Origin of the sequence: Comamonas halotolerans, from assembly GCF_030162935.1 — a bacterium.
Lineage (GTDB): Bacteria > Pseudomonadota > Gammaproteobacteria > Burkholderiales > Burkholderiaceae_C > Comamonas > Comamonas halotolerans.
The window spans coordinates 269,763-282,299 of sequence record NZ_JASAUZ010000001.1; the positions used below are offsets into that span (position 1 = coordinate 269,763).

General features: G+C 54.2%; 11 protein-coding genes and 1 riboswitch. Of the genes, 7 read left to right on the top strand and 4 right to left on the bottom strand.

The annotated features are described in order from the left end of the window. Positions 1-12: 12 nt before the first annotated feature. Positions 13-246, bottom strand: a riboswitch (cobalamin riboswitch). Positions 247-394: 148 nt separating this feature from the next. Next, positions 395-1,909 carry a sodium/proline symporter PutP gene (gene putP, locus QEP11_RS01215; RefSeq protein WP_284334737.1) on the bottom strand — a complete coding sequence of 505 codons (1,515 nt, stop codon included), beginning with the start codon at positions 1,907-1,909 and terminating at the stop codon, positions 395-397. Positions 1,910-2,402: 493 nt separating this feature from the next. Between putP and QEP11_RS01220 the strand changes: the two genes are divergently transcribed. Then, positions 2,403-2,669 carry a hypothetical protein gene (locus QEP11_RS01220; RefSeq protein ID WP_284334738.1) on the top strand — a complete coding sequence of 89 codons (267 nt, stop codon included), beginning with the start codon at positions 2,403-2,405 and terminating at the stop codon, positions 2,667-2,669. 128 nt (positions 2,670-2,797) lie between these two features. On the opposite strand, the gene QEP11_RS01225 is transcribed toward QEP11_RS01220, so the two are convergent. After that, a complete protein-coding gene (locus QEP11_RS01225) occupies positions 2,798-3,454 on the bottom strand; it encodes a DUF924 family protein (protein WP_284334740.1) in 657 nt (218 codons plus the stop codon). A 392-nt stretch (positions 3,455-3,846) separates the two neighbouring features. Between QEP11_RS01225 and QEP11_RS01230 the strand changes: the two genes are divergently transcribed. The 4 genes from QEP11_RS01230 to QEP11_RS01245 all read left to right on the top strand — a co-directional run bounded on the left by QEP11_RS01230 (position 3,847) and on the right by QEP11_RS01245 (position 7,367). Beyond that, the gene (locus tag QEP11_RS01230) at positions 3,847-5,667 is read left to right on the top strand and encodes a 3'-5' exonuclease (RefSeq protein ID WP_284334741.1); all 1,821 of its coding nucleotides are present in this window, start codon (positions 3,847-3,849) and stop codon (positions 5,665-5,667) included. A 20-nt stretch (positions 5,668-5,687) separates the two neighbouring features. Then, the gene (locus QEP11_RS01235; protein WP_284334742.1) at positions 5,688-6,104 is read left to right on the top strand and encodes a VOC family protein; all 417 of its coding nucleotides are present in this window, start codon (positions 5,688-5,690) and stop codon (positions 6,102-6,104) included. Between the two features lie 341 nt (positions 6,105-6,445). Beyond that, positions 6,446-6,667 (top strand): DUF3079 domain-containing protein, encoded by a 222-nt coding sequence (locus tag QEP11_RS01240; RefSeq protein ID WP_284334743.1) that lies wholly within the window; start codon positions 6,446-6,448, stop codon positions 6,665-6,667. A gap of 313 nt (positions 6,668-6,980) precedes the next feature. Further along, the gene (locus tag QEP11_RS01245) at positions 6,981-7,367 is read left to right on the top strand and encodes a VOC family protein (protein ID WP_284334744.1); all 387 of its coding nucleotides are present in this window, start codon (positions 6,981-6,983) and stop codon (positions 7,365-7,367) included. 796 nt (positions 7,368-8,163) lie between these two features. Here the strand turns inward: QEP11_RS01245 and QEP11_RS01250 are convergent. Continuing rightward, positions 8,164-9,138: a Bug family tripartite tricarboxylate transporter substrate binding protein gene (locus QEP11_RS01250; protein ID WP_284334746.1), complete on the bottom strand. Its 975-nt coding sequence runs from the start codon at positions 9,136-9,138 to the stop codon at positions 8,164-8,166. Positions 9,139-9,774: 636 nt separating this feature from the next. Here QEP11_RS01250 and QEP11_RS01255 point away from each other — a divergent pair. Continuing rightward, entirely contained in the window at positions 9,775-10,386 is a 612-nt protein-coding gene (locus QEP11_RS01255; protein ID WP_284334747.1) for a class I SAM-dependent methyltransferase, read from the top strand. Between the two features lie 60 nt (positions 10,387-10,446). Here QEP11_RS01255 and QEP11_RS01260 read toward each other — a convergent pair whose 3' ends face one another. Continuing rightward, positions 10,447-11,535 carry an NAD(P)-dependent alcohol dehydrogenase gene (locus tag QEP11_RS01260; RefSeq protein ID WP_284334748.1) on the bottom strand — a complete coding sequence of 363 codons (1,089 nt, stop codon included), beginning with the start codon at positions 11,533-11,535 and terminating at the stop codon, positions 10,447-10,449. A 187-nt stretch (positions 11,536-11,722) separates the two neighbouring features. Between QEP11_RS01260 and QEP11_RS01265 the strand changes: the two genes are divergently transcribed. Beyond that, positions 11,723-12,520, top strand: a complete 798-nt coding sequence (locus tag QEP11_RS01265; protein ID WP_284334750.1) for a tRNA-uridine aminocarboxypropyltransferase — start codon at positions 11,723-11,725, stop codon at positions 12,518-12,520. The last annotated feature ends 17 nt before the right edge of the window (positions 12,521-12,537 follow it).

A 12,537-nucleotide genomic window follows, 5' to 3' on the forward strand; every position in this document is an offset into this window, starting at 1 on the left:
TCAAAAATCTACATGCTGGGGCTTTATTTGGCCGGTATCCAGACTGATGCACCGACTGTCATAGCCTTCCCAGAGCAGCAAGCTCCAGTGGCAAAGCAGACAGGCTGGTTCCGCAGAACCCATGCACACACTGTTGCGGGGGCAGTACGTGCAGCGTATTGGTATTCAGACACCAAGACACCCACGTTTCCCGTTTAACTGCAAAGTCAGAATGACTTTGCGAGCACCAAAACACTGATTTTATGCTGCCTGCAGTCGCTCAATCGTTGCGCTGTTTCGACAACCCTGATTCCACGCACACGGCGCTCCATGCCATCGTGGCTTCCTTCAAACAAAAAACCCGTACAGGCAAGCCTGTGCGGGGTTTTCAAATTTTCAAAGCAAGCTCCGCTGCTCATTGCCCATGGGTGGCTATCTCTTTTTCCACTTCGGCGTGCAATTGCAGCATCTGCGTCGATGGAGATTTCCCCAGCAAACTCACCACGACAATGGCGATGGAAGAGAGCAAGAAACCAGGAACGATCTCATAGAGGCGGAACAGGGGATAGATCTCCTTGACGGGCACGCCGTAAGTCTTCCACAGCAATACCGTCACAGCTCCCACCACCATGCCAGCCAAAGCACCATTGCGTGTCATGCGTTTCCACAGCAGTGAAAGCAGCACGATGGGACCAAATGCAGCCCCAAAACCTGCCCATGCGTAGCTAACCATGCCCAGCACCATGGACTTGGGGTCTTGCGCAATCACAATCGCAATTACCGCAATCGCAAAGACCATGGCACGGCCAAACCAGACCAGTTGCTTTTCGCTGGCGTCCTTGTGCAAAAAGGTCTTGTAGATATCTTGTGTCAATGCGCTTGAGCACACCAGCAGTTGGCACGACAGCGTTGACATCACCGCAGCCAGCACTGCCGCCAGCAACACACCCGCAATCCAGGGATTGAACAGCAACTTGACGGCTTCCAGAAACACAGTTTCTTCATTGGCATTCACCATGCCAGACACGTCTGGGCGCTGACCGAAGAAGGCAATGCCAAAAAATCCGACGGCAACCGCACCACCCAGGCACAGCACCATCCAGCTCATGCCAATGCGGCGAGCTTTGGGAATGGTTTGCAGCGATTCCGCAGCCATAAAACGCACCAGAATGTGCGGCTGACCAAAGTAGCCCAGGCCCCAGGCCAGCAGCGACACAACAGCTATCACATCCAGTTTGCCGATCATGTCAAAAGCACCGGGACGCACAGACTCGATCACCGAAGCAGATGCGGCAATCCCACCGTCGGCATAGATCACCATCAACGGAGCCAGAATCAGTGCCGTAATCATCAGCGCCGCCTGAATGGTGTCCGTCCAGCTCACCGCCAGGAAGCCACCAATAAAAACATAAGCCATGGTTGCTATTGCACCCACCCACAGCGCTGTCTGGTAGTTCATGCCAAACATGGACTCAAACAAGCGCGCCCCGGCCACCACGCCGGAGGCACAGTAAATGGTGAAGAACACCAGAATCACCACCGCCGTGACGATGCGCAGCAGGCTGCTTTTGTCTTCAAAGCGGTTGGTGAAATAGTCAGGCAAGGTCAATGCATTGCCTACTTTTTCGGTATAGACACGCAGACGAGCGGCTACAAAGCGCCAGTTCAGCCAGGCACCAATGCATAGACCGATGGCAATCCAGGCTTCCGACAATCCGGACAAAAACACAGCACCCGGCAAACCCATCAGCAACCAGCCACTCATATCCGAAGCCCCTGCTGACAGCGCCGTGACCACACTGCCCAAGCTACGTCCCCCCAGAATGTAGTCAGACAGATTGCTGGTGGCCCGATAGCCCAGCCACCCGATCATCAGCATGCCTATCAGGTACACAGCAAACGTTACCAGCGTGGGTATGTTGGCAGTCATTCGTAACTTTCCTCCAATGTCTTGTCTATTGCTTAGCGGCCTCACCTACGCGTTCACTCGCACGAACCCGGCCCCCACCTCAGCTACAGCCAACCGACACAAGGAATCCGAACGAGAGCGAAAGCCGCCCATGCATGGAGTAATCACACCCATGCCAGCCCTCGATTTGAACAGGTGTTTCAATATGCGACGTGAGTCACGGCCTATGCCGCCTAGCGCTCATAGGGATTGAGAGCAGCTATTCACCTATGACGCCCAACGCCTGCTCGCATTCAGTCTCCAGGCTCGCTTGACCATCAAGAGGAATAGCAGCACATATCCCCCGACAGACGATTTCCCTCAAGCCAACGCCACGTGCGCTGACTCCAGATCGCTGCGCAGCAGATCTGACTTTGCACCCTCTCAGGCCTCTTGAAAGACCGTGCGCCCAGCTTTAACGGTCAGCAAGGGCAAAATTCATTACTAATCTGCAAGATCTACCAAGAATTCAACCATGACCCAAGATAACGACCGCGCCAGCGAACTCAAGAAAATTGAAATGTGCGACTCCTGTGCTGGCATCCAGCGCAACTGGCGCAAGGCTCCAGGCCACGTAGAACTCACTCAAGGCGACAACTACAAGCGCGAGCGAGAAACCGGCACCGTAACGATCACGCGCTATGTATGCGAGCGTTGTGGTACCAATTGGGAATACGAAAACGACAAGAACAATATGCATGCCGGTTGGTCACTCACAGGCCGCCGTCCAAGCAAATACTGATCTTGCTTGGGGCCACTCCCCCCCAATCCACAGGCTTGCATCTCAAGCCCCCCAAAAAAGAAGCATAGAAAAAGCTGCCCTGCATATTCAGGACAGCTTTTTAAATTGTCCCGACCAGTCAGTACCGCTTAAAACCCTGCGCCCGGCTGACTCAAGTACGCTTTTTCAGCTGGAGTGCTCTCTCTCCCGAGGATAGCGTTGCGATGAGGGAACCGGCCGAACTGCTCAATCACCTCTCGATGCTTGATGGCGTAATCCAGCGTGTTGGCAAAGAACTCTCGCAAATCAGGCGGTGCTTCCTGATGCAGTTGCTCAAACGCCACCACACTGTGCTCCTGCATGCCCATATCTTCGGTGTGTTCCAGCGGTAAATACATAAAGATGCGAGCCACCGTAGGGATGCTGTCATCTACATCCCAGCCCAGATCAATCGCCTTGAGCGCCAATTCGCGCGCTCGGGCATCACCCGCAAAACTCTTGGGTGTCCCCCGGTAAGCATTGCGCGTGAACTGATCCAGCACAATCAACACCGACAGCATGCCTAGCGGCGACTCCAAGGCCTCGCCATTGAGCTTGCCCGCCAGTGCCTCCTGCAGCACTGCACCGAACAGGTGGCGAATTTCCTCATCCGTGTCTTCAGATTTGGTAAACCATAGTGGCTGACGCGTCAACGCAGTCTCATTGCTGGGTAGCTCCGCACCCAACCAATACTCCAGAACTTGCGACAGACGGGGGTCCAATACATGTGCCACGGGTAAAGACAGATGTTTGCTTGGCTCAGACATGGGCAATCCTTTATGAAACTCGAAAAAACACAACGCATTCAAGGCTGCAAGTCCTAGCAAGCGTTTCTTCTGCATGGTGCATGCCACCGCCTTAAAGATCAAGCCTGCCCTGCGCATGAAGTTTTTGCCTCATCCACGAACTCAGGCGCTGGAGTATGCAACTGATGCGCTTGGTCAACAAAGAACAACGCCGCATCCCAAACAATAGCCTTGCCGCTTCAACAAAGCTACAGCCCCAAAATGCTAGAAACATTACCTAGAGTTCTTCATCCTAAACAGCGTTCTTGGTTCTGTACGCATGACTGAGTGCTTTTCATTTATCAGATAAACCCAAACTGTTTGATACCGAACCACAGCACCAACCCAAGGCAAACAGTACACATCAGCGAGACATGGCCACCCTTATCCCTGCCTTAAGCACATGCTTGAGCCGCATGACCTCTGGCGAGAAGCGTTTAGCAGAGCGGCTGGAGCAGAAACTGGAAGAAGACTACCTGCTCTGGTACGACGTACCCATCGGCCCCAAACAAACCCATCCAGACTTTGTTGTACTTCATCCTCTGCGTGGTGCGCTGATTCTGGAAACCAAAGACTGGCATCCCAGCACCATTCGCAGCGCTACACGCGAGCGCTTTGAAATTCTGGCCAACAGCACCAATCAGCTCAAAGTCGTCATCAGCCCCTTGATGCAGGCGCGTCACTGCGCCATCCAGGTCATCAATGCACTGCAGAGGGACCCGCAACTGCAGCAACCCGATGGAGCGCACAGGGGCAAGCTCATATTCCCCTGGGGCTACGGAGTCGTCTTCACCCGTATCACGCGTGCACAGTTTGAAGCTGCAGGGCTGGATATGGCCATTCCCTCACGCCTAGTGATTTGTCAAGACGAAATGTTTGAAAACGTGGAGGCCGAGGCCTTCCAGGAACGCTTGTGGAATATGTTTCCACACAGCTTTGGCAAGAGTGCCATCACCTTGCCACAGCTTGATCGCGTGCGCTGGATACTCTTTCCCCAAGTGCGGGTACCCCAGCAGCAAAATCTTTTTGATACTCCAAACGCTGAAGCTGCTGCAGAAAATGCCGCTGAAGAACGTCTGCCTGACATCATGCGCGTCATGGACTTGCAGCAAGAGCAGCTCGCCCGCAGCCTGGGCGATGGGCACCGCGTCATCCACGGCGTTGCTGGCTCTGGCAAAACCATGATTTTGGGCTATCGTGCCGAGCATTTGGCCCAGAGCCAGGGCCCTGGAAGCAAGCCTATTCTTGTGCTGTGCTACAACGAACCGCTGGCCGTCAAACTCGCCGCTCACATGGAAAGCAAAGGCCTGCAAGACCGTGTGCACTGCGTCCACTGGGACAGATGGACACGCGCTCAACTGATTGCGTACAACCAGACACTGCCACCTCCCGACACTCCGCGCAGCCGGCTGTTTGCGGAGTTCACCGAGCGTGTCATAGCAGGTGTGGACAAAGGCCATATCCCCGCAGGCCAGTACCACGCCATTTTGATTGACGAAGGACATGACTTTGCACCCGAATGGCTCAAGCTCGTCACCCAAATGGTGGATCCACACACCAACAGCCTGCTCTTGCTGTATGACGACGCGCAAAGCATCTACCGCCGAAGCGGCAAGATGGGGTTTAGCTTGAAAAGCGTAGGCATCCAGGCCAGCGGGCGAACCACCATTCTCAAAATCAACTACCGCAACACCAAACAGATTTTGAAACTGGCGCATCAAGTGGCAGGCAGCATGTTGAACGCTGAAGATGCCAAAGATGAAGACAGCATCCCCCTGCTTGCTCCCATGGGTTGCGGGCGCGAAGGACCTGAGCCCATCGTCATCAAGCTCCCCACCCTGCCAGAACGCGCTGCCAAGATTGCAGAACTGCTGGCCGACCAACACTCCCAAGGAAACGCCTGGGGCGAAATGGCCGTTCTCTGCCGCGACTGGGATAGCATGGACATCTGCAGTCGGGCCCTCTCTCGCAAAGGTTTGCCGCACCAGGTACGCCGCAGATCTGGCGACTTTCATCCGCAAGACAACACCATCAAAGTCATGACCATGCACGCGAGCAAGGGGCTGGAATGGCCGGTGGTGGCGGTTTTGACGTCAGAGCCTAAAGACAAGATGAGCCAAGAAGATTTGGAAATGGAATCCAAGCTGGCTTATGTGGCTGCAACAAGATCAACAAAAGTTTTATTGGCCATATAAATGAGGATAGGTTTTACAAAATGCTCTCCCACCTCGTCTTAGGCACCAACGACCTCGCAGCCAGCCGCCAGTTTTACGACGCCGTGCTGGCCGTTTTGGGGGCTGCACCCAGTACCTATATCAATGTGAATGGCTTTGAGCGCTATGTGTGGGATCACGATGGCACGCGCTTGATGGTGGCGCTGCCACGTGATGGGCAACTTGCCACGCACTACAACGGTTTTACGCTCGGTTTTAAAACCCACTCCATCACGCAACTGCACCAGGCTTTGGAGACTGCTTTGTCCCACGGCGGCGTGATGATTGAAGACCCTCCGGGCTGGCGCAAAGCGCCTGGCAATGAGCGCTACCTGGCCTATGTGCGGGACCCGTCTGGACATAAGCTATGTTTGATGTTTCGTGAAATCTGGGTTCAGCCTGAATCAGCAGACACCTAAGTTCGCACGGGTTCAACACCTGTGCGCCTAATCGCCGCACAGGTAGCAAGCCGACTTCCCTGACTGCTGGCAGGCTGTTTGCTTGGGACAACGCAGATGCGCAGCGCGTTTTGCCGGAACTCCTCGGCAGCGTCACCTATGTCTTGGATACTTTTATTTTGCGATGCAAATGGAAGTACCTCGCCCGGCAGCACGACAAACCGGTTCCTTCGCGCCAAAGCGCTTGGCAGCCACCACTGAACCACTGGTCTGTGATCTCTCGCAAACTTTGCACACGCCGTTTGGGCGTAGATTGCAAGCTCCTTGTGTGACTGAAGCAACGCCCGCAAACGCCCCCAACGATGGCAAAAAAATTCCCGATTACCCCAGCCCACCCTGAACGTCTATGCTGGGGATGCGACTTGTATTGTCCAGCCGACGACATGCGCTGCGGCAATGGCGCAGACCGCACGCCACATCCTTGTGAGTTCTGGGGCGACGATTGGGAACAGATTCTTGAAGGCACGGCGACCAATGACACCAAACTTTGCCACACAGAGCTTGCCACCAAAGCTGAACATTAAGACCGGTGGGCGTCCGTACCGATGCGTCACTGCTTGGGCTTGTCTTGCTTCCGCCCTAGCTTCGGATTCATGCCTCATCTCAGCCACAAGTCTCTATCTTCCCGGGTGTGGTTAGCAAGCTTAGGAATATGCATCCTAATCCGACTTAAGTGTTGATACGGCAGCGTTCAATCGCTATCAAAAATAATTCCCTCCATCGCCTCGGTGACGCGCCAAGTAATGCGTCACCGTTAGCATGCTTGAGAACAAGCGATCAACATCCATACTTGTTTGTCCTTGGTCCACAACCCCGTCCACAGAGGAGACAACAACCATGTTCAGCCACGTCATGCTCGGCGCTAATGACCTTGATGCTTCAGTGAAGTTTTACAACGCCCTGTTGGGAGCACTCGGAGCCAAGCCCGGCTCCCAGGATCGCCATCGCTATTTCTGGCGCCATGCAGGCAATACTTTCAGTGTGACCACGCCCATCAATGGTGAGCCTGCTACAGCAGCCAATGGTTTTACGCTGGGCTTTGCTGCCGAATCGGTGGAGCAGGCATTGCAAGCCTATGAAGCAGCCCTGGCAGCTGGCGGAACCGCCATTGAAGATGCGCCAGGCTGGCGCGGTGATGAACGCATGAAGCTGTACCTGGCGTATCTGCGTGATCCATCAGGCAACAAGGTGTGCGTAATGCACCGCCCTCCCAAAACGGCTTGAACACGACACATCCGCAAACGCCGCAGGGATGCAAGCAGGTATTGAACACCCGGATCTTCGGCGACTTCTACAGCAAAGCCACCTCTCGGTGGCTTTTTATCTGGAGCAAGGACAGTGCTGCACATCAGTGTCGATTGCACTTGCCTTAGCCACAGCATAGCTCAGTCACTCACTCGGAATCCATGCCATACAACCGCGCTGCTTGTCTGCTCCTTGGTAGCGGGAACGTATGCGCCAGGCACTGCACCAGCATCTCTGCGACATCCTCCGGGGCAGCATGAGCATGGTCTGTGACATACAAATTCCTGCGCTGTCGAGCAAGCCAATCTCCGTGAGGAAATAGTGAATGCAAACGCTCACATTGATTCCGAATAGTTCTTGGAGCGCCATGAATACGTTGCATTTAGACAAGCGGCGGCTTGGGAAGCACCCATCACTCCCGCCCGCCGAAACTCACGCTCTTGGCGAAGCTCATTTGAGAGAAACAACAAAGCCCGCATTCAGCGGGCTTTGTTGAAGGTATTGGACGGCGACTCTTACGCGATCACCGTGTTACGGCAGAACGTCTCTGCAGCTGTCACTTTTCTTTTTCTCGTCGAAGTGCTCGACGTACTGGCGTGAGATCAGCATTGTTTGCGCAAACAACGGACGAATTATAAAGAGTTCTACCAATTACTGCACGCGATCATTCTAATAAGCAAATTTTCCAGCGCATTGACCCAGCAAAAGTAAAAACTCTCCCATTGCTACGCTGCTAATTACCTGCTGCATCTATAAGCAAGTGCTGACTCTGCTCTTAAGCCTCCACCTTGAGACCCGTACGCGCCACAACAGGAACCCACCTGGCTATATCTTTGCGCAAAGTGATTGCCAGCTCTTTCGGCGTTGAAACAGCAGGACTGCAAGCCATCTCATACAGCTGTTTTTGCACAGGACCGGTGTTAAAAATTTTGCGCGAAGCTTTGTACAAGGTTTGGATCCATGCAGGATCAGTCCCCACGGGCGCAAACAGGCCAAACCACTCTTCGGATGTCAAATCCGACCTTCCTTGCTCGGCAAAGGTTGGAACCTCAGGTAGCAGAGGTATGCGCTGAGCGCTGGAGACAGCCAAAGCACGCAGTTTTCCGCTATGGACAAAGGGGACAGAATCGCACACCAGATTGAAGCTTGAAGATATCTGCCCTTCCATTGCATCTTGCACGGCAGACAGGCCCGCTCTGTAGGGCACATGTGAATATTTAGCCCCACAGCCTTGAGCAAACATGGCTCCTAGAAAGTGTGGAGGTGTGCATGCTCCCGGGGTCCCATATACAGCCGCAGCGGGCTTGTGCTTAAGCCACTCACAAAATTCTTGAAGTGTGCGTACGCTATCCGGCACACCATTTCCAACACTGATGCAATAAGGCAATGTGCATAGCGACGCTACTGGTGCCAGATCCACGACAGGGTCATAAGTGAGATTGCTGTAGATATGCGGATAAACGGCAAGCATGGCCGAAGCTGTAACCAGCAACGTCCGCCCGTCAGGCTTTGCCTTTTTGACCAAATCCACTGCGATACGGCCATCAGCACCGGGCCGATTTTCCACAATCACAGGAACGTTCAACTCTTTCGCCAGGTTCTGTGCCAGCAGTTGCGCCACAAAGTCGCTGGGACCTCCAGCATCAAAACCAACAACCAGTCGGACAGTTTGCTTAATGGCAAGCGCATCCTTCAAAGGCCACAAAGCAGTTGCGGCAGAAGTTGCCAAAAAAAGGCGGCGCGAAATCATGTGCAACGCTTTCTCGTTGAATATCGACTATCCACGGTGAGATTGAATTCAGTGAAGGACGCATGCACAGCCGGATTACCATCCTGCGCCCGTAGATGCTTGGAATTCACCACGGCAACCGCCGCCCCCTTGACCCTCTCACATCATTTCCATCAGATTCTAGAAAACGTTTTTTACAAATCTAAAGAATGCCAAAAAGCTTTGCTCGCAAAAAAACTTTATCGCGGATGCTTTCTTCTTGATGGAGACAATCATTTTTTGCAAGCAATATTTAAAGACCGCCAAAAAGCTGCGTACGGAAGAGAGAAGCTGGACATTTAGTGCTGCACCAAAGAACAGCCAACTCCAGCAAACTGCAATTTATTGTCAAAAATACAACAGTTTGTGCATGCATGGTTTTGAATCAAACGATCTGGCCGTCACGGGCAAGCGCTGACTTGAGCCATGCCATGGCCCATGCATCAGCAGAACAAGAAGCATTTCAAGAATGATGCAAGGCTGACTAAAGTGCTTGCATGGTGTGCACTCTCGCTATACCGCACTGCACCATGCCGAAAAAGAGAGTGCCGGATACTTGGCCGCACTTACTAGTCATCCGCCTGCCCGTGCGTGCAGGCACCTCACTCAGGAGAATGCGTGCAATCAGCAAGTGATCAATGGTTTGACGAGGCGTACTACCAGCGCTTTTACTTTGACAAAAAGACCAGCGTGGTGGACCCGGAGCACATTGAGCGGCTGGGCACTTTTGTGTGCAGTTACCTGAAATACTTGCGCGTGCCAGTAGCTCGTGTGCTCGATGTGGGCTGCGGTATCGGCCTGTGGAAAGACGTGGTGCAAAAGCAGTTTCCAGGCTGCACCTACCACGGCGTGGAGTTCAGCGAATACCTCTGTGGCCGTTTTGGCTGGGAACGCGGCTCTGTGGTGGACTATGCTTCCTGCCAGCCTTTTGATCTGGTGATTTGCCAGGGTGTATTGCCCTATTTGAGCCCTGCCGATCTCAAGACAGCTTTGGGCAATCTGGGCAAACTCACACGCGGAGCACTCTATCTGGAAGCTGTCGCGCGCGAAGACTATGAGCGCGACATCATTGACGAAGAACTGACTGACCCGCGTCTTTTCCGCCACCGGGCGGCACTGTATCGCCAAGGCTTGTCACAGAACTTCAGTGAGCTTGGAGGCGGTCTTTGGCTGAGCCGCAAATCTGCGGTGCCAGTCTTTGAGCTGGAGTGTGCAGGCGGCGGACATTGAAGCTGCTTGTATAAAAAAGGGGCGTCAGATACCCCCTTTTTTTGCGTGCGCGCCAATGCGTCAGGCAAATTTCAAAATGGGCTTGATAGTGCTCCCGTTTTTGGAGTCCTCAAAAGCCTGGTTGATGTCTTCGAATGCGTAGAACTTCACCAGCCGGTCAAACGGGAAGCGCCCCGCCTTGAAATAACTCACCAATTGGGGAATGAAGACCCGCGGAACGGAGTCACCCTCAATCACTCCCACCATGCTCTTGCCCTCCGCCATGATGTCGTTGTGCACGTCAATCGGCATCTCGGGCGTTACGCCAACAATGGCACAAGTGCCCAAGGGTCGCAGCGCCTGCAGCGACTGTCTGACAACCTTTGGTGCTCCGGTGGTTTCAACTGCGTAGTGTGAGCCACCGTCCGTGATCTTTTTGATTTCCTGCACCACATCCACCTTGCTGCCGTTCAGCGCGTGGGTGGCACCCAAGGCCAAGGCCAGATCCAGGCGTGACTCATGCACATCCACGGCAATGATCTGGGCACAGCCTGCAATCTTGGCTGCCATGACCGCAGACATGCCTACCGCCCCGCAGCCGTAGACCACGATGGTTGAGCCAAAGCCCGGACGCAAGCGATTGAGCACCGTACCTGCCCCAGTCTGAATGCCACAGCCCAGCGGGCCCAGCAATGCAAGATCTACATCTTTGTCTACCTTGATCACATTGCGAGCATGCGCCACGGCATATGTACCGAATGAGGACTGGCCAAAAAACGTCGACAGAGGCTTGCCATCCAGCGACAAACGCGTGGTGTAGTCGTCTTGTACGCCGCCAAAATTCAGTGGATTGAAAGTCTTGCAAACAGTGGGGTGGCCTGTAAGGCAATGGCTGCAACAGCCACAGTGGGCAAACGACATGACCACGTGGTCTCCCACAGCCACATCTTTCACGGCATTGCCTACCGCCGCAATGACACCTGCCCCTTCATGGCCCAATACGGCAGGCAGCGGCGCAATCGCCAGGTCTCGCGCCACTGCATCGGTATGGCATACCCCTGTGGCCACCATCTGAACCAGCACTTCATCCGCTTGTGGCTGGTCTAGTTCCACCTCTTGCAACACAAAGCCTTGCCCTTGGCCGGGCGTAACGGCAGCAGTAATTTTCATGGTTTTTCCTCTCGCTGGAAATGCTGTGTAAACACGGCAGGGCTGCTCCAGCTGACAGCAATTCCTGACCATGTTTTGCAAGGACCAGCATAGAACTTCGTGCGAGCAGGTCAAGCACAGACACCATACATACTGATTTACTGCATGCAGGCTTGATGTGGTACATGCCTGAGCACAGCAAAGAACCATGCAAACAGCGACAATCAGTCACCTGCCCATGCCCTCCTCCCGCTCAACTTTTCCCCATGCCGTAGCACGCTTGCGTGCAGCCCGACTTGCACGCAGCACTCGCCCATTTCTTGCCCGCGGAGGCCCCAAAGGAGAGCGCTGTGAAGGATGCCGCTTGCGCCCGTCCCACTGCATATGTGCGCTGCGCCCCATGCTGCCAACCTATGCGGGCATATGTTTGCTGATGCATGATGCCGAGCCGATGAAACCCAGCAACACGGGATGGCTGGTCGCTGATGTCGTTCAAGACACATTTGCCTTCGGCTGGAGCCGCACTGAAGTTGATCAGGCTTTGCTGGCACTGCTGAATGACCCGCAGTGGCAGCCCTATGTGGTCTTCCCCAGCGAATACGTGCAGCCACCTGAACGAGCGATCCATGCCTTGCCAGACAGCGCCAGCGCATCAGGAAAGCGCCCTTTGTTCATCTTGCTTGATGCCACTTGGTCTGAAGCACGCAAAATGTTCCGCAAAAGCCCGTATCTGGATTGTTTTCCAGTACTGGGTTTGCAACCTGAGCAAATCTCGCACTACCAATTGCGCCGAACCAACAGGGATGACCATTTTTGCACCAGTGAAGTCGCAGCCCTGTGCCTGGAATTGAGCGCTCATCCCCGTGACACACATGCAGGCAAGGTGTTGGAACGTTACTTGGATGTCTACACCCACCATTACCTGCACGCCAAACACCAATTGCCACCGCAACTGAACAGTGAGACACACCAGGGCTTGCAGCAATTGTTGGCAGCTTCGCCATAGTTGCGACCACCTCGGTC